At 67.6% G+C, this 23,388-nt stretch carries 20 protein-coding genes; 12 read left to right on the top strand and 8 right to left on the bottom strand.

Features of this window, described 5'->3' with window-relative positions; all coding sequences use genetic code 11:
- Position 1 precedes the first annotated feature (1 nt).
- Positions 2 to 769, top strand: coding sequence for a 3-hydroxyacyl-CoA dehydrogenase (locus LGM42_RS31590; RefSeq protein ID WP_059578885.1), 768 nt, complete (start codon positions 2 to 4; stop codon positions 767 to 769).
- A gap of 18 nt (positions 770 to 787) precedes the next feature.
- Positions 788 to 1,978 carry an acetyl-CoA C-acetyltransferase gene (locus LGM42_RS31585; RefSeq protein WP_226234275.1) on the top strand — a complete coding sequence of 397 codons (1,191 nt, stop codon included), beginning with the start codon at positions 788 to 790 and terminating at the stop codon, positions 1,976 to 1,978.
- A 127-nt stretch (positions 1,979 to 2,105) separates the two neighbouring features.
- Here LGM42_RS31585 and LGM42_RS31580 read toward each other — a convergent pair whose 3' ends face one another.
- Complete coding sequence (locus tag LGM42_RS31580; protein ID WP_059644942.1) at positions 2,106 to 2,798, bottom strand: TetR/AcrR family transcriptional regulator; 693 nt, start codon at positions 2,796 to 2,798, stop codon at positions 2,106 to 2,108.
- Between the two features lie 321 nt (positions 2,799 to 3,119).
- Between LGM42_RS31580 and LGM42_RS31575 the strand changes: the two genes are divergently transcribed.
- From LGM42_RS31575 to LGM42_RS31540, 8 genes are all read left to right on the top strand, one after another.
- A complete protein-coding gene (locus LGM42_RS31575; protein WP_226234274.1) occupies positions 3,120 to 4,400 on the top strand; it encodes a Zn-dependent hydrolase in 1,281 nt (426 codons plus the stop codon).
- Between the two features lie 127 nt (positions 4,401 to 4,527).
- On the top strand, positions 4,528 to 5,865 hold the full coding sequence (locus LGM42_RS31570) for an NAD(P)-dependent oxidoreductase (RefSeq protein WP_226234273.1): 1,338 nt from the start codon (positions 4,528 to 4,530) through the stop codon (positions 5,863 to 5,865).
- 53 nt (positions 5,866 to 5,918) lie between these two features.
- Positions 5,919 to 7,235, top strand: a complete 1,317-nt coding sequence (gene preA / locus LGM42_RS31565; protein ID WP_226234272.1) for an NAD-dependent dihydropyrimidine dehydrogenase subunit PreA — start codon at positions 5,919 to 5,921, stop codon at positions 7,233 to 7,235.
- Positions 7,236 to 7,335: 100 nt separating this feature from the next.
- Positions 7,336 to 8,844 carry an NCS1 family nucleobase:cation symporter-1 gene (locus tag LGM42_RS31560; protein ID WP_059578868.1) on the top strand — a complete coding sequence of 503 codons (1,509 nt, stop codon included), beginning with the start codon at positions 7,336 to 7,338 and terminating at the stop codon, positions 8,842 to 8,844.
- Positions 8,845 to 8,907: 63 nt separating this feature from the next.
- Positions 8,908 to 10,365 carry a dihydropyrimidinase gene (hydA, locus tag LGM42_RS31555; RefSeq protein ID WP_226234271.1) on the top strand — a complete coding sequence of 486 codons (1,458 nt, stop codon included), beginning with the start codon at positions 8,908 to 8,910 and terminating at the stop codon, positions 10,363 to 10,365.
- Between the two features lie 248 nt (positions 10,366 to 10,613).
- Positions 10,614 to 11,888, top strand: coding sequence for a NupC/NupG family nucleoside CNT transporter (locus LGM42_RS31550; protein WP_059578863.1), 1,275 nt, complete (start codon positions 10,614 to 10,616; stop codon positions 11,886 to 11,888).
- Between the two features lie 78 nt (positions 11,889 to 11,966).
- The gene (gene deoA / locus LGM42_RS31545; RefSeq protein WP_226234270.1) at positions 11,967 to 13,283 is read left to right on the top strand and encodes a thymidine phosphorylase; all 1,317 of its coding nucleotides are present in this window, start codon (positions 11,967 to 11,969) and stop codon (positions 13,281 to 13,283) included.
- A 25-nt stretch (positions 13,284 to 13,308) separates the two neighbouring features.
- The gene (locus tag LGM42_RS31540) at positions 13,309 to 13,698 is read left to right on the top strand and encodes a cytidine deaminase (RefSeq protein WP_059578857.1); all 390 of its coding nucleotides are present in this window, start codon (positions 13,309 to 13,311) and stop codon (positions 13,696 to 13,698) included.
- A 34-nt stretch (positions 13,699 to 13,732) separates the two neighbouring features.
- On the opposite strand, the gene LGM42_RS31535 is transcribed toward LGM42_RS31540, so the two are convergent.
- The 4 genes from LGM42_RS31535 to msrB all read right to left on the bottom strand — a co-directional run bounded on the left by LGM42_RS31535 (position 13,733) and on the right by msrB (position 18,351).
- Complete coding sequence (locus LGM42_RS31535) at positions 13,733 to 14,848, bottom strand: aromatic ring-hydroxylating oxygenase subunit alpha (protein WP_226234269.1); 1,116 nt, start codon at positions 14,846 to 14,848, stop codon at positions 13,733 to 13,735.
- Positions 14,849 to 15,095: 247 nt separating this feature from the next.
- Entirely contained in the window at positions 15,096 to 15,839 is a 744-nt protein-coding gene (msrA, locus tag LGM42_RS31530) for a peptide-methionine (S)-S-oxide reductase MsrA (RefSeq protein WP_226234268.1), read from the bottom strand.
- Between the two features lie 59 nt (positions 15,840 to 15,898).
- A complete protein-coding gene (locus tag LGM42_RS31525; RefSeq protein ID WP_226234267.1) occupies positions 15,899 to 17,785 on the bottom strand; it encodes a cytochrome c biogenesis protein DipZ in 1,887 nt (628 codons plus the stop codon).
- Between the two features lie 35 nt (positions 17,786 to 17,820).
- Positions 17,821 to 18,351 carry a peptide-methionine (R)-S-oxide reductase MsrB gene (msrB, locus tag LGM42_RS31520; protein ID WP_059578848.1) on the bottom strand — a complete coding sequence of 177 codons (531 nt, stop codon included), beginning with the start codon at positions 18,349 to 18,351 and terminating at the stop codon, positions 17,821 to 17,823.
- A gap of 499 nt (positions 18,352 to 18,850) precedes the next feature.
- On the opposite strand from msrB, the gene LGM42_RS31515 reads away from it, so the two are divergent.
- Entirely contained in the window at positions 18,851 to 19,279 is a 429-nt protein-coding gene (locus LGM42_RS31515; RefSeq protein ID WP_060314544.1) for an antitoxin Xre/MbcA/ParS toxin-binding domain-containing protein, read from the top strand.
- Positions 19,276 to 19,749, top strand: coding sequence for an RES family NAD+ phosphorylase (locus LGM42_RS31510; protein ID WP_059578842.1), 474 nt, complete (start codon positions 19,276 to 19,278; stop codon positions 19,747 to 19,749). Before LGM42_RS31515 ends, LGM42_RS31510 begins: the two co-directional genes overlap by 4 nt.
- 224 nt (positions 19,750 to 19,973) lie before the next feature.
- On the opposite strand, the gene LGM42_RS31505 is transcribed toward LGM42_RS31510, so the two are convergent.
- Genes LGM42_RS31505 through LGM42_RS31495 form a run of 3 tightly spaced genes read right to left on the bottom strand, consistent with a single transcriptional unit; the run spans position 19,974 to position 23,316 of the window.
- Complete coding sequence (locus LGM42_RS31505; protein ID WP_413227436.1) at positions 19,974 to 21,368, bottom strand: aspartate aminotransferase family protein; 1,395 nt, start codon at positions 21,366 to 21,368, stop codon at positions 19,974 to 19,976.
- A gap of 41 nt (positions 21,369 to 21,409) precedes the next feature.
- A complete protein-coding gene (locus LGM42_RS31500) occupies positions 21,410 to 22,651 on the bottom strand; it encodes a phosphotransferase (RefSeq protein ID WP_155644563.1) in 1,242 nt (413 codons plus the stop codon).
- Positions 22,648 to 23,316, bottom strand: a complete 669-nt coding sequence (locus LGM42_RS31495) for a haloacid dehalogenase type II (RefSeq protein WP_060314546.1) — start codon at positions 23,314 to 23,316, stop codon at positions 22,648 to 22,650. Before LGM42_RS31495 ends, LGM42_RS31500 begins: the two co-directional genes overlap by 4 nt.
- Positions 23,317 to 23,388 lie beyond the last annotated feature (72 nt).

The raw sequence follows: 23,388 nt of genomic DNA, 5'->3' as shown, positions 1-23,388 counted from the left end.
AATGAATATCGAGGATCGCGTTTTTCTGATTACGGGCGCAGGTTCCGGCCTGGGCGCCGCGGTGGCGCGCATGGTCGTCGCGCAAGGCGGCAAGGCCGTGCTGCTGGACGTCAACGAGGAGGCGGGTGCGAGTCTCGCCAACGAACTCGGCGCGGCCGCGCGCTTCGTGAAGACCGACGTGACGAGCGAGGCTGACGGCCAGGCGGCCGTCGCCGCCGCGCGCGATGCGTTCGGTCGTGTCGACGCGCTCGTGAACTGCGCGGGCGTCGCGCCGGGCGAGAAGGTCGTCGGCCGCGACGGCCCGCATTCGCTCGACCGCTTCGCGCGCGCGGTGTCGATCAACCTCGTCGGCACGTTCAACATGATCCGGCTGGCCGCCGAAGCGATGTCGAAGCAGGACGCGAACGCGGAAGGCGAGCGCGGCGTGATCGTCAACACCGCGTCGGTCGCGGCGTTCGACGGGCAGATCGGCCAGGCCGCGTATGCGGCGTCGAAAAGCGGCGTGGTGGGCATGACGCTGCCGATCGCGCGCGAGCTCGCGCGCTTCGGCATTCGCGTCGTGACGGTCGCGCCCGGCATCTTCGCGACGCCGATGATGGCCGGCATGCCGCAGGACGTGCAGGACGCGCTCGGCAAGAGCGTGCCGTTCCCGCCGCGGCTCGGCCGCCCGGAAGAATTTGCGGCGCTGGTGCGCCACATCGCCGAGAACACGATGCTGAACGGCGAAGTCATCCGTCTCGATGGCGCGTTGCGCATGGCACCGCGCTGACACTGGAGGAAGCGAATCATGACGACTCAGGATCCGATCGTAATCGTGGGTGCGGCCCGTACGCCGATGGGCGGTTTTCAGGGCGACCTGGCGGCGGCCAGCGCGAGCGACCTTGGCGCGGTGGCGATTCGTGCGGCGCTCGAGCGCGCGAACGTGCCGGCCGAACGTATCGACGAAATCGTGTTCGGCTGCGTGCTGCCGGCCGGCCAAGGGCAGGCGCCCGCGCGGCAGGCCGCGCTGAAGGCCGGGCTGCCGCTCGCGGCGGGCGCGACCACGGTCAACAAGATGTGCGGTTCGGGCATGAAGGCGGCGATGTTCGCGCACGACCTGCTGCTGGCGGGGTCCGCGGGCGTGGCCGTCGCGGGCGGGATGGAGAGCATGACGAATGCGCCGTACCTGCTGCCGAAGGCGCGCGCGGGCATGCGCATGGGGCACGGGCAGGTGCTCGACCACATGTTCCTCGACGGGCTCGAGGACGCATATGAAAAAGGCCGCCTGATGGGCACGTTCGCGGAGGATTGCGCGCAGGCCTACCAGTTCACGCGCGAAGCGCAGGATGCGTTCGCGATTGCGTCGCTGACGCGGGCGCAGCGCGCGATCGCGGATGGGCGTTTCGCATCGGAGATCGCGCCGGTGACCGTGAAGGCCGGCAAGACGGAAAGCGTCGTGTCGATCGACGAGCAGCCGGGCAAGGCGAAACTCGACAAGATCCCGACGCTGAAGCCGGCGTTTCGCGACGGCGGCACGGTGACGGCTGCGAACGCATCGTCGATCTCGGACGGCGCGGCCGCGCTCGTGATGATGCGCCGCTCGGAAGCCGAGCGCCTCGGCCTCACGCCGAAGGCCGTGATCGTCGGGCATTCGACTTATGCGGACAAGCCCGGCCTGTTCGCGACCGCGCCGATCGGCGCACTGCGCAAGCTGTCGGAGAAAACCGGCTGGAACCTGCGCGACGTCGACCTGTTCGAGATCAACGAAGCGTTCGCGGTGGTGCCGATGGCCGCGATGCGCGACCTCGACCTGCCGCACGAGAAGGTGAACGTGCACGGCGGCGCGTGCGCGCTCGGGCATCCGATCGGCGCATCGGGTGCGCGCGTGATGGTGACGCTGCTGGCCGCGCTCGAGACGCACGGGGTGACGCGCGGTATCGCCTCGCTGTGCATCGGCGGCGGCGAAGCGACCGCGGTTGCAATCGAGCGGATCGCTTGACACGACGCATGACGCGTTGCGTCGTACCCGCGCACGCAAGTGGCAACACGGGCGGCGCGTATCGCACGGGACATCTCCGGGTGATGCGCGCCGCCCGTCTTTTTATTCGGCGGCTCGCCGTGTCGCGCTACGGCTTCGCGTTCGGCGACACCGCGCCGCACGCACGGATCACGAGCTGCACGACCTGCTCGGTCTTTTCGTCGAACGCCTTCTTCGTGAACGCGCGCTTGCCGCTCAGCGCGCGAATCTGCGCATCGAAATCCGCATAGTGTTGCGTGGTCGACCAGATCAGGTACATCAGCGCATGCGGGTCGATCGGCGCGAGCAGCCCGCGTGCGATCCAGCCTTCGATCACCTCGACGCGCGTGTCGAACCACGGCTTCACACGTTGCGACAGGATGTCCTGCATGTGCTCCGCGCCGTGGATGATCTCGTTGGCCCAGACCTTCGAGCCGAGCGGGCGCCGCCGCGACAGCGCCATCTTCGCGCGCACGTAGCTGCCGATCGCGTCCACCGGATCGTCGCCGGCCTCGAACGAACCGGCCGCGCGATGCCAATCTTCGAACAGGTCGTCGAGCACGCGCCGGTACAACGCGAGCTTGGTCGGGAAGTAGTAGTGCACGTTCGCCTTCGGCAGGCCGGCGCGCTCCGCGATCATCGCGGTGCTGGCGCCGGCGAGCCCGCGTTCCGCGAATACGGCTTCCGCGCACGCGAGCAGATGTGCTTCGTTGGACTCGCGTATGTGCGCCTTGCGTCGCCGCAAAGGCGCCGGCGTTTCGTCCCGGTCGGTGGCTTCGATCGTCGCCTCGTCATGTCTCATCGTTACCCTCGCACGGCGGTCATGCCGCGTTGGGCTTCATTCTAGCCGCTGATTCGCGTCGCACGCACAGACAGGAATGTCGTGATGCCACGGCGATGCTGCGTTGCGGTGGCACGGTTCTCGCTCTGCCGCGTCACGCAAGAAAGACGTTGCGCTGGTCATTTTGATCGTCTAAAACCTGTCCAATCGGACAGGATTTGACGTGTTTCGCGAACCGGCGGGCACCTGCACCGCATCCGTGCGGCGTGCCCCGAAAGAGGTCTTGCACGCATCGGCACAGACCGGGCCGACGACATCACCGACCCCACAGGAGCGATACGAATGAACGCGGTATCGGAAACAGTGAAGCGGGCAGCTTTCGACACGTCGATCAAGGTCGACGGCAAGCGGTTGTGGGACAGCCTGATGGAAGTCGCGAAAATCGGCGCGACGCCGAAAGGCGGCGTGTGTCGGCTCGCGCTGACCGATCTCGACAAGGCCGGCCGCGACCTGATCGTCGGCTGGGCGAAGGCCGCCGGCTGCACGGTGACGGTCGATACGATGGGCAACGTGTTCATGCGCCGTGCGGGCCGCGTGGCCGACGCGGCGCCGGTCGTCACCGGCTCGCATGCGGATTCGCAGCCCACCGGCGGGCGCTTCGACGGCATCTACGGCGTGCTCGGCGGTCTCGAAGTGATTCGCAGTCTGAACGATCACGGCATCGAGACCGAGCATCCGGTCGAGGTCGTGATCTGGACCAACGAGGAGGGCTCGCGCTTCGCGCCGGCGATGGTCGCGTCGGGCGTATTCGCGGGCGTGTTCACGCTCGACTACGGGCTGTCGCGCAAGGATGTGGACGGCAAGACGATCGGCGAGGAACTCGCGCGCATCGGCTACGCGGGCGACGTACCGTGCGGCGGGCGCAAGCTGCACGCGGCGTTCGAACTGCATATCGAGCAGGGGCCGATTCTCGAAGCGGAATGCAAGACGATCGGCGTCGTGACCGACGCGCAGGGGCAGCGCTGGTACGAGATCACGTTCACCGGCCAGGAAGCGCACGCGGGACCGACGCCGATGCCGCGCCGCCGCGACGCGCTGCTCGGCGCGGCGCGCGTGGTCGATCTCGTCAACCGGATCGGCCTCGATCATGCGCCGTTCGGCTGCGCGACGGTGGGCATGATGCAGGTCCACCCGAACTCGCGCAACGTGATTCCCGGCCGCGTGTTCTTCACGGTCGATTTCCGTCATCCGGACGACGCCGTGCTCGCGAAGATGGACGCGGCGCTGCGCGACGGCGTCGCGCGCATCGCGGGCGACATCGGGCTCGACACCGAACTCGAGCAGATTTTCTATTACAAGCCGGTCGCGTTCGACCCGGCATGCGTGGCGGCCGTGCGCGACGCGGCCGATCGCTTCGGCTACTCGCATCGCGACATCGTGTCGGGTGCGGGCCACGATGCGTGCTATCTGGCGCAGGTCGCGCCGACGTCGATGGTATTCGTGCCCTGTATCGACGGCATCAGCCACAACGAGATCGAGGACGCGACGCCCGCATGGATCGAGGCCGGCGCGAACGTATTGCTGCACGCGATGCTGTCGCGTGCGTGCGAGCCGGCTTCATGACGGATCGACCGTAGCGGCCGCTAGGCGGCCTAGCATCTGATATTTGCATGCCTAAGCATGACCGCCCCGACTGTGCATCCGCAGCCGGCGGGGACGGCTTTGTCTCCACCCAGTCGAAGGAACGCGTATGACCACTCAGCCAACCGGCGATATCGCCGCGCATCGCCTGTCGTCCACGCAACTCTCGTGCGAATTCGCCGATATCGCGCCGCTGCTCGATCCGACCGCGGCGGCGGCCGCCGCAAGTCGCTGCCACTACTGCTACGACGCGCCGTGCGTGCACGCGTGTCCGACGCAGATCGACATCCCGAGCTTCATCCGCAAGATCGGCAACGGCAACCTGAAAGGCGCCGCGACCGACATCCTGTCCGCGAATCCGCTCGGCGGGATGTGCGCACGCGTGTGCCCGACCGAGATCCTGTGCGAAGGCGCGTGCGTGCGCAATCATCAGGATGCGCAGCCGGTCGCGATCGGCGCACTGCAGCGGCATGCGACCGACTGGGCGATGCAGACCGGTGCGGTGCAGTTCCGGTGCGCGCCCGACACGGGCCGCCATGTCGCGGTGGTCGGCGCGGGGCCGGCCGGGCTCGCATGCGCGCACCGGCTCGCGCTCGCCGGGCATCGCGTGACGCTGTTCGACGCGCGGCCGAAGGCCGGCGGCCTCAACGAATACGGGATCGCTGCGTACAAGACCGTCGACGATTTCGCGCAGCGTGAAGTCGAGTGGCTGCTGTCGGTGGGCGGCATCACGCTGGAAACGGGTATGGCGCTCGGTCGCGACGTCACGCTCGACGCATTGCGTGAGCAGCACGACGCGGTATTCCTCGCGATGGGGCTCGGCGGTGTGCGCACGCTCGCGATCGACGGCGAGCAACTGGTCGGCGTGATGGACGCGGTCGACTTCATCGAGCAGGTGCGGCAGGCCGACACACTGGAGAACGTGCCGGTCGGGCGGCGCGTGGTCGTGATCGGCGGCGGCAATACGGCGATCGATGCGGCGGTGCAGAGCCGCAAGCTCGGCGCCGAACGCGTGACGATGGTGTACCGGCGCGGCGTGGACGCGATGAGCGCGACGTGGGCCGAGCGCGAGTTCGCGCAGAAGTGCGGTGTCGCGCTCGTCACGCACGCGAAGCCGGTGCGCATCGCGGGCGTGAACGGGCAGGTGACGGGCGTCGAATTCGAGGCCGCATCGGGTGAGCGCTTCACCGTCGACGCGGACATGGTGCTGAAGGCGATCGGCCAGACGCTCGTGCCTCGCGGCGTCGCGGCCGAATTGCTGACCGCGGACGGCACGCGTATCGCGGTGGATGCGGACGGGCGTACGGCGCTGCCCGACGTATGGGCCGGCGGCGACTGCGCGGCGACCGACGGCATCGACCTCACGGTGCAGGCCGTGCAGGACGGCAAGCGCGCGGCCGCGTCGATCGACGCGACGCTCGCCGCGCGCGACGCGAAGGCGGCCTGAACGCGCGTCGCATCGTCAGCACACCGAACACGACCCTTCTCACGGAGCCGAACATGGCCGATCTTCGCTGCACCATCGCAGGCATCACCTCGCCGAATCCGTTCTGGCTGGCGTCCGCGCCGCCGACCGACAAGGCGTACAACGTCAATCGCGCGTTCGAGGCAGGCTGGGGCGGCGTCGTCTGGAAGACGCTGGGGCTCGATCCGCACGTCGTCAACGTCAGTTCGCGCTACGGCGCGGTGCAGTGGAACGGCCAGCGCATCGCGGGGCTGAACAACATCGAGCTGATCACCGACCGCCCGCTCGACGTGAACCTGACAGAGATCGCGCAGGTGAAGCGCGACTGGCCGGACCGCGCGCTGATCGTGTCGCTGATGGTGCCGTGCAACGAGCGCGACTGGAAATGGATTCTCCCGCTCGTCGAGGATACCGGCGCCGATGCGGTCGAACTCAACTTCGGCTGTCCGCACGGGATGAGCGAGCGCGGGATGGGCGCGGCGGTCGGGCAGGTGCCCGAATACGTGGAGATGGTCACGCGCTGGGTGAAGGAGGGCACGAAGCTGCCGTGCCTCGTGAAGCTCACGCCGAACATCAGCGACATCCGGATGGGGTCGCGCGCCGCGTACAAGGGAGGCGCGGACGGCGTGTCGCTGATCAACACGATCAACTCGATCGTCGCGGTGGATCTCGACCAGATGGCGCCGATGCCGACCGTCGACGGCAAGGGCACGCACGGCGGTTATTGCGGGCCGGCGGTCAAGCCGATCGCGCTGAACATGGTCGCGGAGATCGCGCGCGACCCGGAAACGCCGAATCTGCCGATCTCGGGCATCGGCGGCATCTCGTCGTGGCGCGACGCGGCCGAATTCATGGTGCTCGGCGCCGGCAGCGTGCAGGTGTGCACCGCCGCGATGCATTACGGATTCCGGATCGTGTCGGATCTCGCCGACGGGCTGTCGAACTGGATGGACGAGAAGGGCTACGCGACGCTCGACGACATCCGCGGCCGCGCGGTGCCGAACGTGACCGACTGGAAATACCTGAACCTGAAATACGACATCAAGGCGCGCATCGACCAGGACCGCTGCATCCAGTGCGGGCTGTGCCACATCGCGTGCGAGGATACGTCGCATCAGGCGATCACGGCGACGAAGGATGGCGTGCGGCATTTCGAAGTGATCGATTCGGAATGCGTCGGGTGCAATCTTTGCATGCATGTGTGTCCGGTCGAGCAATGCATCACGATGGCGCGCGTCGATTCGGGCGGCTACGCGAACTGGACCACGCATCCGAACAATCCGGCGAGCGCGGATGCCGGTGCGAACGGCGGCCCGGCCGCCGCGCCCGAGAAGCACGCGAAGGCGGTCTGACCGGCGTCCGGCGGCGCGGGATGGACTGCGCCGCCGCTTTTCGTTTCACCGGGCCGGCATCGTACGATGCCGGCGCCGACGTTTTCGTGGAGCGCGTTCAATGAAACCAGCAGCGATTCCCGCCGATGCCGACAGCGCCGCGGCGCACGGCGGCAGCCTGTACAACGACGACCTCGCGCCGACGACGCCGGCGCAGCGCACGTGGAAGTGGTACCACTTCGCGGCGCTGTGGGTCGGGATGGTGATGAACATCGCGTCGTACATGCTTGCGGCCGGGCTGATCCAGGAAGGCATGTCGCCGTGGCAGGCGGTGATGACGGTGCTGCTCGGCAACCTGATCGTGCTCGTGCCGATGCTGCTGATCGGCCATGCGGGCGCGAAGCACGGGATTCCGTACGCGGTGCTGGTGCGCGCGTCGTTCGGCACGCAGGGCGCGAAGCTGCCGGCGCTGCTGCGCGCGATCGTCGCGTGCGGCTGGTACGGCATCCAGACCTGGCTCGGCGGCAGCGCGATCTACACGCTGCTGAACATCCTGACCGGCAACGCGCTGCACGGCGCGGCGCTGCCGCTCGTCGGCATCTCGTTCGGGCAGCTCGCGTGCTTTCTCGTGTTCTGGGCGCTGCAGCTGTACTTCATCCTGCACGGCACCGATTCGATCCGCTGGCTCGAAAGCTGGTCCGCGCCGATCAAGGTCGTGATGTGCGTGGCGCTCGTGTGGTGGGCGACATCGCGGGCGGGCGGTGTCGGCTCGATGCTGTCGGCGCCGTCGCAGTTCGTCGCGGGCGGCAAGAAGGCGGGGCTCTTCTGGGCGACGTTCTGGCCGGGCCTGACCGCGATGGTCGGCTTCTGGGCGACGCTCGCGCTGAACATTCCCGACTTCACGCGCTTCGCGCATTCGCAGCGCGACCAGATGATTGGCCAGTCGATCGGGCTGCCGCTGCCGATGGCGCTGCTGTCGGTGGTGTCGGTCGTCGTGACGTCGGCGACCGTCGTGATCTACGGCAACGCGATCTGGGATCCGATCGACCTGACGAGCCGGATGACCGGCATCGGCGTGGGCATCGCGCTCGTGATCCTCACGCTCGACACGATGTGCTGCAACCTCGCCGCGAATCTCGTCGGGCCTGCCTACGATTTTTCGAGCCTGTGGCCGAAGGCGATCTCGTACCGCGCGGGCGGGATGATCACCGCGACGATCGCGATCGTGATGATGCCGTGGAAGATCCTCGCGACGACGGACGGCTATATCTTCACCTGGCTCGTCGGCTATTCGGCGCTGCTCGGGCCCGTCGCGGGCATCCTGATGGTCGACTATTTCCTGATTCGCGGCACGCGGCTCGACACGCGCGCGCTGTTCGACGAGCGCGGCGGCTTCAGCTACGCGCGCGGCTGGAACCCGGCCGCGCTGGCCGCGCTCGCGATCGGCGTGCTGCCGAACCTGCCGGGCTTCCTGCATACGGCGTTTCCGGCGTCGTTCCCGAACGTGCCGGCATTTTTCAACACGCTTTACACGTATGCGTGGTTCGTCGGCCTCGTGCTGGCGTCCGGCGTGTACGGCACCTGGATGAAGTGGCGCGCCGGACAGCGCGCGCAGATCGCGAGCGCATGACGCGCGAGCCGGATGCGACCCGCGCGGCATGCGGCACCCGACAGTCAACGAGGAGGCAACGAAATGGCAATCCTGATTCGTGGCGGCACCGTGGTCGATGCGGACCGCTCCTATCGCGCGGACGTGCTCTGCGCGGACCCGCAGGACGGCGGCACGATCCTGCAGATCGCGGAGCAGATCGACGCGCCGGCCGGCGCAACCGTCGTCGATGCGCACGACCAGTACGTGATGCCGGGCGGGATCGACCCGCATACGCACATGGAACTGCCGTTCATGGGCACGACCGCGAGCGACGATTTCTACTCGGGCACCGCTGCCGGGCTGTCGGGCGGCACGACGAGCATCATCGATTTCGTGATTCCGAGCCCGAAGCAGCCGCTGATGGATGCGTTCCGGGAATGGCGCGGCTGGGCCGAGAAGTCGGCTTCCGATTACGGTTTTCACGTGGCCGTGACGTGGTGGGACGACAGCGTGCACCGCGACATGGGCACGCTCGTGCGCGAGCATGGCGTGTCGAGCTTCAAGCATTTCATGGCGTACAAGAACGCGATCATGGCCGACGACGAGATTCTCGTGAACAGCTTCACGCGTTCGCTCGAGCTCGGCGCGCTGCCGACCGTGCACGCGGAGAACGGCGAGCTCGTGTTCCAGCTGCAAAAGGCGTTGCTCGCGCGCGGGATCACGGGGCCGGAGGCGCATCCGCTGTCGCGGCCGCCGGAAGTGGAGGGCGAGGCCGCGAACCGCGCGATCCGCATCGCGCAGGTGCTCGGCGTGCCCGTGTATATCGTGCACGTGTCGGCGAAGGACGCGGTGGACGTGATCACGCGCGCGCGCAGCGAGGGGCTGCGCGTGTTCGGCGAAGTGTTGCCGGGCCATCTCGTGATCGACGAGGCCGTCTATCGCGATCCCGACTGGACGCGTGCGGCGGCCCACGTGATGAGCCCGCCGTTCCGCTCGGCCGAGCATCGCGAGGCGCTGTGGCGCGGGCTGCAGTCGGGGCAGTTGCATACGACGGCGACCGATCACTGCGTATTCTGCGCATCGCAGAAGGCGATGGGCCGCGACGATTTCACGAAGATCCCGAACGGCTGCGGCGGCGTCGAGGACCGCATGTCGGTGCTGTGGCATCACGGCGTGAATCATGGCCGCATCACGCCGAACGAGTTCGTGCGGATCACGTCGACGAACGCCGCGCAGATCTTCAACCTGTATCCGCGCAAGGGCGCCGTGCAGGTCGGCGCCGATGCCGACCTCGTCGTGTGGGACCCGGTCGCGACGAAGACGATCTCGGTGAAGACGCATCACCAGCAGGTCGACTTCAACGTGTTCGAGGGGATGACGGTGCAGGGTGTCGCGACGCATACGCTCACGCGCGGCGCACTCGCGTGGGCCGACGGCGAGTTGCGCGCGGTGCGCGGCGCGGGCCGCTACCTGAAGCGCCCGCCGGCGGCCGGCTACTACGAGGCCGCGCGGATCGCGAACCGGCTGCGCGAGCCGCATCCGGTCGAACGCGCGGGTTGAACGGCGCGTGTCAGGCGGGACGTGTCCGTTCGAACGGCGCGCCCCGCGCGTGTTTTCGAAGAGTAGGTAGAACAACTGATCAAGCCGGCGAAGGGCAAGAAAGGAAACGATCGATGCCATTGATCGCGGCGATTTTGGCGACGTTGCCTGAGCGCACGTCGACCGAGTAACATCCACCCACCCGATCACGCGGGTCGCGGGCAAGGGCCGCCCGCCGGACAGTTCAAATAGTGAGAAAGGAGCACAAGGTGGATATTCTGCGCAGTCTCCTCGGTATGCTGTTTCTGTTGCTGGTCGCGTATCTGCTGTCGAACAACCGCCGCGCGGTCAGCGGCCGGACCATGATCGCCGCGCTCTTCACGCAGTTCGCGATCGGCGCGCTGGTGCTGTTCGTGCCGTCGGGCCGCGCAGCGCTGGCCGCGGCCGCGAACGGCGTCAATCGCGTGCTCGACATGGGCAACCACGGCATCGCGTTCGTGTTCGGCGGGCTCGTCGATGCACGCATGTTCCAGTTGTTCGGCGACGGCGGGTTCGTGTTCGGCCTGCGCGTGCTGCCGATGATCATCTTCGTCACCGCGCTGATCTCGGTGCTGTACTACATCGGCGTGATGAAATGGATCGTCGCGATCCTCGGCGCGGGATTGGCGAAAGTGCTCGGCGTGAGCCGCATCGAGGCGTGCTCGGCCGTCGCGACGATCTTCCTCGGGCAGAGCGAGATGCCCGCGCTCGTGAAGCCGTTCGTGCGCAACATGACGAGCGCCGAGATCTTCACGGTGATGGCGAGCGGCATGGCGTCGGTCGCGGGCTCGGTGCTGGTCGGCTATGCCGGCCTCGGCGTGAAGATGGAGTACCTGCTCGCCGCGTCGTTCATGGCGGTGCCGGGCGGGCTGCTGTTCGGCAAGCTGCTGTTTCCGACCGTCGAGCCGAGCCGCGTGGTGGTCGACGGGCTCGACTTCGACGACAAGCGCGCCGCCAACGTGATCGAGGCGGCCGCGTCCGGCGCGTCGGTCGGGCTGCGCATCGCGATCAACGTCGGCGCGATGCTGATCGCGTTCGTCGGGCTCATCGCGCTGATGAACCTGATCGTCGGCGGCGCGGCCGCGTTCGCGGGCTTTCCGCAGGTCACGCTGGTCGGCATCATCGGCCATCTGTTCGCGCCGCTCGCGTGGATCATCGGCGTGCCGTGGCACGATGCGACGCTGGCCGGCAACTTCATCGGCGAGAAGCTGATCTTCAACGAATTCGTCGCGTACGGCGACCTGTCGCCGTACCTGAAAGGCGGCGCGCACGCGGCGGCGGCCGGCCTGCAGGTGCTCGACCCGAAGACGCTCGCGATCGTGTCGTTCGCGCTGTGCGGCTTCGCGAACTTCTCGTCGATCGCGATTCTCGCGGGCGGCTTCAGCGCGGTCGCGCCCGAGCGCCGCTCGGACGTCGCGCGGCTCGGCTTGCGCGCGCTGACGGCCGCGACGCTGTCGAACCTGATGAGCGCGGCGATTGCCGGCCTGTTTTTCTCGCTGCATTAGGGCCAGCGCAAGTCCATTATGAGCGTGAACAGGCCTTGAGCCGTGCAGCCAACTCCGACCGATCGAAGCGAGGCAACGATGTTTCTACCGCAGGAATTCATTCGCAGGAAGCGCGACGGGCAGCCGCTCGATCGCGACGGGATGGCCGCGTTCGTGCGCGGCGTGACCGATGGCAGCGTGACGGAAGGCCAGGTGGCCGCGTTCGCGATGGCCGTGTATTTCAACGACCTGAGCACGGACGAGCGCGTCGCGCTGACACTCGCGCAGCGCGATTCCGGCGACGTGCTCGACTGGCGCGCGCTCGATCTCGGCGGGCCGGTGATCGACAAGCATTCGACGGGCGGCGTCGGCGATGTCGTGTCGCTGATGCTCGGGCCGATGGTGGCCGCGTGCGGCGGCTACGTGCCGATGATCTCGGGGCGCGGCCTCGGCCATACCGGCGGCACCCTCGACAAGTTGAGCGCGATTCCCGGCTACGACGTGATGCCCGAGACGGACGCGTTTCGCCGCACGGTGCGCGAGGTCGGCGTCGCGATCATCGGGCAGACCGCGCGGCTCGCGCCGGCCGACAAGCGCATCTACGCGATCCGCGACGTGACGGCGACCGTCGAATCGGTCGCGATGATCACCGCGTCGATCCTGTCGAAGAAGCTCGCGGCGGGGCTCGACGGGCTCGTGATGGACGTCAAGGTCGGCTCCGGCGCATTCATGCCGACGGCGGAGAAATCGGCGGAGCTGGCTCGCAGCATCGTCGACGTCGGCAACGGCGCCGGCATGAAGACGACCGCGATCCTCACCAACATGAACCAGTCGCTCGCGCCATGCGCGGGCAATGCGCTCGAGGTCGCATGCGCGATCGATTACCTGACGGGCAAGTCGCGTCCCGCACGGTTGCATGACGTGACGATGGCGCTGTCGGCTGAACTGCTCGTGACCGGCGGGTTGGCGCGCGATGCCGCCCATGCGCGCGAGAAGTTGCAGCACGCGCTCGATTCCGGCACGGCGGCCGAGCGTTTCGCGCGGATGGTCGTCGCGCTCGGCGGTCCCGCCGACCTGCTCGACGCGCCCGCGCGGCATCTGGCGCGGGCGGCGGTGATCGTGCCGGTTCCGGCGCCTGCGAGCGGCGTGGTGCGGCGCGTCGATTGCCGCGCGCTCGGGCTGGCGGTGGTCGCGCTCGGCGGCGGCCGCACCCGCGCGGAGGACGCGATCGACGTCAGCGTCGGCCTGACGGCGCTCGCGGAGATCGGGCAGCGCATCGAGGCCGGCGAGCCGCTCGGCTTCGTGCACGCCCGCGACGAAGCAACGGCGGCCCATGCGGCGGATGCGATTCGCCGCAGCTATGTGCTCGGCGAGACCGGCGAAGCGCCGCCGACCCTTTACCAGCAGATCGGCTGACCTCTGCTCCGGGAGACATCACACGATGGAACGAGACGAACTGATCGAACAGGCAAAGGCGGCGCGCGAACGCGCGTATGCGCCGTATTCGCGCTTCAAGGTCGGCGCGGCGCTGCTGGCGCAAGACGGAACGGTTTTCCACGGCTGCAACGTCGAGAACGCGTCGTACGGCCTGTGCAATTGCGCGGAACGCACGGCGATGTTCGCCGCGATCGCCGCCGGCTATCGGCCGGGGGATTTCGCGCGGCTCGCGGTCGTCGGCGACACCGACGGCCCGATCGCGCCGTGCGGCGCATGCCGTCAGGTAATCGTCGAGATCGGCAAGCCCGACATCGAGGTGATCCTCGCCAACCTGAAAGGCGCCGTCGAGATCACGACGGCCCGCGCATTGCTGCCGGGCGCGTTCACGCTTTAACGGTGCGCGCGCCGCGGCGAGACCATGCGACGCCTCACGCGCCGTCGCGCGCGTCGCGGATCGGGATCACGGTGCGCGCGCCGCATTGGCGCAGCAGGTCGCGCAGCTCGTTGATGACCGGAAACACCTCGTGGTTCCAGTCGGCGCCTTGGGCGTCGTGCGCTTCCTGCTCGCGCTCGACGATCCAGCGATCCTCGCGGAAGATGCGTTCGGTGAACCACACGAGCAGCGGCCACGCGAGATCGAGCGCGAACGGGATGCCGGGCTTGTGGATCGACAGCAGCCCGAACGTGCGGTTGGTGCGCTGCTCGGCGTCGAGCGGCACGTAGACGATCCACAGATCCATCACGAGCGTGCCTTCGCTCGAGCGGATCTGTAGCGTCTGGTACGGATACTCGGTGCGCACCGTCATCACGCTCTTGTTGGCCTGGTCGCCGGGCTTCTTGCTCGAACCGAACACGAGCGCCTCGCCGACCGGCTGCTTGCCTTCCATCCGCGCGAACGTGTAATCGACCTCGACCCAGTCGTCGCCGCGGCGGCGGCCCACCGAGCGCGCGCGCATCTGGCCCATCTGCTTGCGATGCAGGAACTGATGGTTCATGTCCATCAGGTTCTCGTGCATGAACGAGTAGTGACACTTGACCTCGCGGCCGAAGCGGCGCGTCTTGTACGCGGGATTGTCCGCCGATTCGAGCGCGGGGAACGGCCGTTCCTCGGCGAGCGTGGCGTCGCCCGGGAACACGAAGATCAGCCCGTGCGCCTCGCGGCACGGATACGCGCGCACGCCGTTGGGCAAGCGCTCGCGGCCGAGGTAGGGCACGTCGACGCAGCGGCCGCTGTCGCACGCGTAGGTCCAGCCGTGATAGCAGCAGCGCAGCGTTTCGCCGCTCACGACGCCCGCGTGCAGCGGCACCTGGCGGTGCGCGCAACGATCTTCGAGCGCATACACGGCGCCCGATTCGGTGCGCACGAGCACGATTGGATCGCCGGCGAAGCGCACGCCGAGCGTCTTGCCGCGCTTGAGCTCGCGCGACCACGCGAGCGGGTACCAGTGATCCGGGTGAATGGGCACGCGGCGCAGATCGCGCACGAGCGCGCCGGTGGACGGTTCTTCGAGGGTACTGCTGTCAGGCAAAGGCACTGCGCGCATGCGTGACGCCTCCTGGCTGGGCGGTTGGTCCGGGTGCCGCATGGTGCGGCGAGGATCAGGAGAAGTCTACGCGAAGTTGCCGGCCACCGCGGACGCGATGCGGGTTTGCCCCGGCATCGGGCTCGCCGATTCGTTGACGTGGCGCAAGGCGGCCGCCGCCGATGCATGGCGGCCGGGGCGCCGCCGTGCGGCGGGCGGCGCCGCGTCACACGCAGCCGCGCGGGTCGGCAAGCGGCTCACGAGCGGCTCACGAGCGCGCTTCGCGCCACAGCACCGCGTCGGCACGGTACAGCGCCGGGAAGCGCTGCTTCAGCCCGGCGACCTTCGGCAGGTCGTTGAATGCGATATACGGCGCATCGGGATGCAGTTCGAGGTAGTTCTGATGATAGGCCTCGGCCGGATAGAAGCCCTTGTAGGCTTCGACACGCGTGACCACGGGCGCCGGAAACACATGCGCGCTGCCGAGCTGCGCGATGTACGCGGTCGCGACCGCGCGTTGCTGCGCGGTGGTCGGGAAGATCGCGGACCGGTACTGCGACCCTTCGTCGGGGCCCTGCCGGTTCAACTCGGTCGGGTCGTGCGCGACCGAGAAGAACACCTGCAGCAGCCGGCCGTAGGTGATCTGCGTCGGATCGTAGACGATGCGCACCGATTCCGCGTGCCCCGTCAGCCCCGAGCCGACGAGCGCGTAGTGCGCGGTTTCGGACGCGCCGCCCGCATAGCCGGCGGTGACCTGGTTCACGCCTTTCACGTGCTCGAATACGCCCTGCACGCCCCAGAAGCAGCCGCCGGCGAGCACGGCCGTCTCGTCGTGCGACGCGCCGGGCGTTTCGTCGAGCGTGGGGGCAGGCACGGTGCGCATCGGTTCGGCGGAATTGACGATGCGCTGGTAGCCGAACACGGCGGCCGCCGCGACGGCGACGGCGCCGATGCGGCGCAGCAAGGTCGCGCGCCGTCGCGCCGCGGCTTCGCGGGTGGAGATCGGGTTCATCTTTTGCTCCTGTTCAAGGGTGAGAAAACACGGCGGCCGAATGGCGGCGGCGCGCGCGATCAACCGAAAGTGAATGCATACGCATCGACGCCCGGATCGAGAAATTCGATCGAGAACGTGCGGTCCGCAATCGCGCCGGGCTGCCGGACGAGCTGGTACAGGCGCTGGCCGGTGACGGTGCCGTAGCCCTGCGCGTCGACGTCGGCGCCATGCGCGGCACCGGGTGCCGCGCCGTCGAGCGTCACGCGAAAGCGCACGGGCCGGCCGTTCGCGCCCGGGCCGAGCACGAGGTGCAGATCGCGCGCATGGAAGCGGTAGACGATCCGGCCGTCCGGCGCGGCGAGCGACGCGCGCTCGGCGCCGACGTTCCACGTGCCCGCGAGGCCCCAGTCGTTGAGATCCGGGCGGGTCGGTGCGTCGTAACGGTGCGTCGCATCGCGGACGGCGCCGCCCGGCGACGCGAAGCTCTCCGCGCGTGCATAGCCGACATAGGTTTCGGGCGAACGGACGTCCGCGCTGTCGGCCGCCGCGAGCGCGCCCTTCGCGGGCGCGCCGGCGAGCCCGAGCGGCACGTTCAGCGCGTCCGGATGGCCGGCTTCGGCCAACAGCGACTGGATCGCGCGTTCCGATTGCGCGTATTCGCCTTCGCCGAAGTGGTGATGGCGGATCCGCCCTTGCGCATCGATGAAGTAGTGCGCGGGCCAGTATTGGTTGTCGAAGGCGCGCCAGATCGAATAGCCGTTGTCGATCGCGACCGGGTAGTCGATGCCGAGGTCGTGCACGGCCTTCCTGACGTTGCCGATGTCGCGCTCGAACGCGAACTCCGGCGCGTGCACGCCGATCACGACGAGCCCGTACGGCGCGTACTTGCGTGCCCAGGCGGTCGTGTACGGCAGCGTGCGCAGGCAGTTGATGCACGAATACGTCCAGAAATCGACCAGCACGACCTTGCCGCGCAGCCCGGCCGCCGTCAGCGGCGGCGAATTCAGCCACTGCACCGCGCCGTCGAGCGACGGCAACGTGCCTTCGACCGGCAGTGCGGCTGCGGTGGCGCCGGCCGTCCGCATCATCGCGCCGCCGGCCAGCGCACCGCCCCCGGTCTGCGCGCCATTGGCTGCCGCGGCCATCATCGCGCCGCCCGCCGTGATGTCGGTGGTGTCGGCGGCGCCGGTCGCGGCCGCTGCTGTCACCGTTGCCGTTGCAGCCGGCGCGCCGTTCGCGCGCCCGCCGAGACGGTCGACGAGCTTCGTTTCGAGCCCACCCGTGGTGACGGTCGACAACTGCGCGAGGGCGCCCGTGTCGAGGCCGAGCGCGATCGCGCCGACGCCGGCCAGGAGCGTCGCGCCGATCCCGCGCCGGATCCATTCGCCGGCGCCGAGCGAGCGCTTCATCGCGGCGAACACCTTGCCGCCGATCACGAGCGCGACGCCGAGCGAGGTCGCCGCGCCGGCCGCATACGCGACGAGCAGCAGCGTCGTGCCGACGCTCGCGCCGCGCAGCGCGGCGCCGGTCAGCACGAGGCCGAGGATCGGGCCGGCGCACGGCGCCCACAGCAGGCCCGTCGCGACGCCGAGCAGCAGCGACGACGCCGGGCCGGCCGGGCGGCCGTCGCGTTGTGCGAACCCGGTGAGCCGGTTGCCGGCGGCGACGAGCGGGCGCGTCAGGTGTTCCGCGAAACGCGGCATCAGCAGCGTCAGGCCGAACACCGCGAGCAGCACGATCGCGATCCAGCGGCCGGCCTGGTTGGCCTGCGCGACCCAGCCGCCGCCGACGGCGGCGAGCGTCGCGACGACGGCAAACGTGAGCGCCATGCCGGCGAGCAGCGGCAGGCCGGTGCGTACGAACGGCTGGTCGGCGCGCGCGAACACGAACGGCAGCACGGGCAGGATGCACGGGCTCAGGATCGTGAGCACGCCGCCGAGATAGGCAAGGACGATGAGCAGCATGATGCGTTCTCCAGTCGGACGGGAGCGGGGCCGGATCAGGCGGCGGCCGGGTGGAAGACGAGCGCGACGCCGTTCATGCAGTAGCGCAGCCCGGTGGGCGCCGGGCCGTCGTCGAACACGTGGCCGAGATGGCCGCCGCAGCGGCGGCAGTGCACTTCGGTGCGGACCATCCCGAACGACGCGTCGGTGTCGGTGCCGACCGCGTGGTCGAGCGGTTTCCAGAAGCTCGGCCAGCCCGTATGGCTGTCGAACTTGGTGGCCGACGAGAACAGCGCGAGGCCGCAGCCGGCGCACGAAAACGTGCCGTGCCGGTGCTCGTCGTTCAGCGGGCTGGTGAACGGCCGCTCGGTGCCGGCCTCGCGCAGGACCGTGTATTGGGCCGGTGTGAGGCGGCGATGCCATTCGGCGTCGCTGTGCGTGATCTCGAACGGGGCGGCCTTCGGCGAGCCGGCCGGCGGCGCGGCGAATGCGCGGCCTATCAGCGCGCGGCGGCCGGCGGACGACAGCGCCGCGAGCGCGGCGAGGCCGGTGGCGCCGGCGAACAGCAGATGTCTGCGGGTGGGCATGATGGGCTCCTGGAAGCAGGTCCTGAAAACATGCGCCCATCGTAGGCGGCGGCCGGTGTCGAAGTCCTCACGGAAAGTTAAATGAATCGTGATGTTTTCCGGGTGATCCGGGAAGATCCGATGAAATCCGTCCAAGCCCTGTCTGACAAGGGTTTGCCGAGAGCTGGCGGTTCGCCAAGTTCCACGGAAATCCGCCACGAGCCGCAACTTTTTAGTGTTCGCGATGTGGGGTAGGCTCTGCGTACCAAGGTGCGGGCCGACCTAGTTGCGATATCAAAGGAGGGTGATCAGGCGGGAGCCGTTGACCGTGTGTCCGTAGTCCGCGTGCAGCCGGCGCGCGAACCATGCCTCCGTGCAAAATCCATAGCGAGAGGCCACTACAGCAGGGTCGCACTGGGCTTCAAGTGCCTCAATTCAACCCACCGTCGGGGAATTCGCCTCGGTCTGGTATCAAATGGACTATAATCACGTATCATCTGATACCAGATTGGGAGCTGCCATGTCACTCGTTACCCCTGAAGCCGTGGCTGCGGTCATGGGACTGCGACCGGTCCCGCACACACTGGCGGAATTAGAGGCGCTCGTGCGCGACGGCCTCCCGAAGTCTGCGCTGCGTGCCGGCGTCGAACATGCGACGCAAGGTGCCGACGCCCGCCGCGCACTGCTTGCACGCATCATCCCCGAGGCGACCTACAAGCGGCGCCGCGATCGGCTGACGCAAGACGAATCGGAGAAAACCGAGCGCCTGGCCCGGATCGTTGCGACGACCACCTACGTCTGGAACGACGAAGAGGATGCACGGGAATTTCTGTCGGCGCCCCACCCTGAGCTGGAGGGACGGGCACCGCTCGATGTCGCGCTGACCGAACTCGGTGCGCGCCGGGTCGAAGAACTGCTCTGGAAGCTGTTCTACGGGCTGCCGGCATGAAGTTGTTTCGCATTGCTGATACGCGACACACGATCTGGAGCGGCACCGGCGCGATGCTTGTCGGTGGCCGCTTTAACAGTCCGGGGCGGCCCGTCATCTACGCGGCGTCGACCTTCGCAGGTGCAATGCTCGAGGTACTCGTGCATGCGCGAATCGGGAAGGTGCCGAAAACACACGGTTGGGTGGAAGCAACTGTACCCGACGATGTCAGCGTCGAACGCCACACGGCAGAAACGTTGCCGAGAGCATGGGATGCGGCGGCACTGCAGGTAGCACGGCACTTCGGCGACGCATGGCTGACCGAATCGAGGACAGCGCTCCTGATCATCCCTTCAGTCGTCGTCCGGGCAGAATTCAACGTGCTGGTGAATCCGGCGCATCCTGACGCGGCGCGAATCGTCGTGACAGATCCTCAACCCGTGGTGTGGGACGAACGCCTCTTTATCATGCCACCAGCCGGGCAGTCATAGCGCCTCGATGGAGGTCCGCTTGCGGATCATCTCAACACCCGACTCACTGGCTTCGCACAGAACTTGAGCCGCCCGTCGCGGTTCCTCACTTGCTCACTGCACAGCCACGATTCAAAGTTAAATGATTCGTGATGTCTCGCCGGTGGCGGACGGCCAGGAGGCGCCTGAGCGATTTCATGCGCCGCCCGGAGCGACCCCCTGCATCGAGTGCCGAATACGACCGACTACAGCGTGGAGAGCACCGCATCCAGCTCCGTCAGCAGACGGTCGGCGTCGTTGGCGCCAAATACCAGCGGCGGCCGGATCTTCAGCACGCTCGCGTCCGGTCCGGTTGCCGAAATCAGCACGCGACGCTGGCGCAAGCCATTGACGATCTCCAGTGCGGTCGCGATGTCGGTGTCCTTTTTCGCGCGGTCGCGTACGATCTCGACGCCGAAATACAGGCCCGTGCCACGCACGTCGCCGATACATTCGTATTTCCGTGCCAGCGCGTTCAACCCCTCCAGCAGGATCGCACCGACCCGCTGCACGTTGTCCAGCACCCGTTCGTCGCGCAGCACGTCGAGCGTGGCCTGCGCGGCGGCGATGGCCACCGAATTGCCGCCGAACGTGTTGAAGTAGCGCATGTCCTGGCCGAATCCCGCGACGATCTCGGGGCGCACCACCAGCCCGGCCACCGGATAGCCGTTGCCCATCGGTTTGCCCAGCGTGACGATGTCGGGCTCGACCGCGTGACGCTCGTGCCCCCACATATGCGTACCGCTGCGCCCGAAACCCGACTGCACCTCGTCCGCGATGAACAGGCCGCCGGCGCGGCGTACGACTTCTGCCACCGGCGCCAGCACGTCGGTCGGGTACGCGAATACGCCATCCGACGAGAAGAACGAGTCGGCGATGAACGCTGCCAGACCGCCGCCGTGGCGGCGGATGTCCTCGATCTGCAACGCGACCTGCTCGGCCATGCGCCGGCCGATCTCGGGCAGCGGGACACGGTAGGAATCCGGAGCAGGCACCGTTCGCACATAGGGGCCGAGCAGCGCCTTGCGACCCAGCGACGGCGAAAAGCCCGAGGTGAGATGCGAGTTGCCGTGATACGCCTCGCTGGTCACGATGACGCCCGTCTTGCCGGTGTAGTGCATCGCGATGCGCATGGCCAGGTCGTTGGCTTCGGAGCCCGTGCAGGTGAACATCATCTGGCCGTCGCGAATCGACGTATTGAACGTCGCGCGCAGGGCCTCGGCGTAGTCGAGGATCGGCTCCTGCATGTAGCGGGTATGCGTGCAGAGCGTCGAGAGCTGACGGGCAATGGCGTCGACGATGCGCGGGTTGGCATGCCCGACGCAGACGACGTTGTTGTAGGCATCGAGATAGTCGTTGCCTCGATCGTCGTACAGATAGACCTTCTCGCCGCGCACGATCTTCACCGGCTCGGCGTAGAACAGTCGATACGACGGGCTGAGCAGCCGTAGCCGGCGAGCGATGTGCGCCTGCGTGGCGGCGTCGAGGTGAGAGATCGCCGACGGATTGAAGCCGTTCGGCATGTCGCCGCGCAGCGCGTCGGGGGCTTTGCTCGTATCGGCGGCTTCGGCCGGCGTGGTCGGTGTCGATGTCGTGTTCATAGGTCGATCAGGGCGGGTGAGGTGAGTGGGCGAAGGAAAAACTAGAGCAACGCACGCGAAACGGTTTCGTGGTCGCGCTGCATGAACCAGCGCAGATGCTCCCATCCGGGACGAGTGAAACGCAGGATGTACGCTTCGTTTTCCGGAAACAGCATCGCACGCCATGAAGTGAGCAACGCGCGCGCCGCGACGCGCGCCATGGCCAGGTGTGGAATCAGAGCCAGTTCTTCCGCACTCAGTTGAGTGTGCGCGAGATAGCCACGCAGAAGCTCGCGTGCCTGAATGAACAGGTCATGCGGCGCGTCGGCGTCGAAGTCGAGCGGAAACTGGTTCATGACCGCGGTGGCGACGTCGATGGCGACCGCGGTGTGCACGGTGTCGCCGAAGTCGATGATCCCGTTGACGAATTGCGGGCCGCCCGGGTTTGCGACGATGTTCGAGCGGTTGAAGTCGTTATGTACGACCTGCGTGCGACAACGCCGAAGGGCAGGCTCGATCATCGCGAAGCGGGCGAATGCCTGCTCGATCAGCGAGCGATGCAACGGGTCGGCGATATGGGTTTGCAGCCCTTTCAGGCTCGACAAGTGCTTGACGTCCCACGCCAGTACCCGATGCTCGTTTGGATGACGAAAACTGGAGAGCGCCCGTTGCAACTGCGCCAGCACTTCACCGATTTCGTAATAGTCGACCGTGTCGGCATGCAGCTTGTCGAGCGGCATGCCCTCGAGGTAGCTGTAGAGCCTCGCCGTTCGATGCGGATGCGCCGGTAACGCGAGCGGGACGACAAGCTGCCCCGCCGTACCGGGTATCACGCGCGGCACCGGCAACCGCGGCGCGACCGCGCCGACGTGCCGCATCGCGGCGACCTGCAAATCCAGCTCGTCGGCTGTCTCGCCCGGATTGGAGACCTTCAGTACGTACCGCGCGCCGTCGCGGGCATCGATGCGAAAAGTGTCGTCCTTCTCGGTCGAGAACCGTGTGGCCGATCCGTCGATGCCATAAATGCGGCGTGTGATCGCGACCGCGTCCGATTCGTCCAGACGGGTGAAGCCCACCGACAGGCCGCTGCCCGGCAGTGTGTCGGCGGCAGCCGAAGCAGCGGGATGCGTGCCGCCGGAAGCAGGGGACGTGGACAACGGCGGCTCCGTGCGAGAGAAGTGGACGACACTGGTGCGGGACATTTTTGACGAGCGATCGGCCTGGGGAACGGCATCATTGGAAACGTGCGAGGCGAGCCCGCGGCAACCGTCGGAGACGGCGCCGGGGCGGTGCGACTTGCTCACAGGCCGAGATGCTCGGCCAGTTCGATGATGCTTTTGACGGGCGTGTAACCGTATTCCGGCGCTTCCGGCTCATGGCCGCGCAGCACATGGGCCTTGTGGACGATACCGAGATCGTGCGCGGTCATCAGGTCGTAGCGCGGGCTGGACGAGACATGCAGGATTTCGTGAGGCTGCACGTCGAGCTTCCTGAACATGTATTCGAATCCTTGCATTCGCGGTTTGTAAGCGCCGGCGTCTTCCGCCGTGATGACCGCATGAAACGGCGCCCCGAGCTTCTCGATGTTGCTCATGATCTGCGAGTTGTCCGCGTTGCTCAGACCGACCAGCCTGTATTTCTTCGCGAGGCGCGCGAGCCCTTCGGGCACGTCCGGATGCGGTCCCCAGGATGGCACGGCCAGATAGAACTGCTCGGCCTCCCGTTCGACGAAGGCGACGCCGGTGCGCTCGCACGTGCGGCGCACCGAATTGACGACGACGTCGCGAAACGGTTTCCATGCGCCGAGCACTTCGTCGCGACGATAGGCGGCGAACAGCTTGACGAAGTTTTCCATGGCGTCGCCGTGCAGACGATCGCCATAGATTTCCCGAGCCGTGTCGGCCATTCGGAAGTTGACGAGGGTGCCGTAGCAATCGAAAGTTATGAACTTCGGCTCGAAGTCGATCATGTCGTCAATCTCGATGAGTGGCGAATCCCCATGAGGAATTCTTGAGTGAGGAGGATTGCCGCGAGCCGCTTC

It is taken from the genome of Burkholderia sp. AU39826 (assembly GCF_020419965.1).
Taxonomy (GTDB): Bacteria; Pseudomonadota; Gammaproteobacteria; order Burkholderiales; family Burkholderiaceae; genus Burkholderia; species Burkholderia semiarida.
Note: the sequence above shows the minus strand (reverse complement) of the source record. Positions and strands in the feature narration are given on the sequence as shown.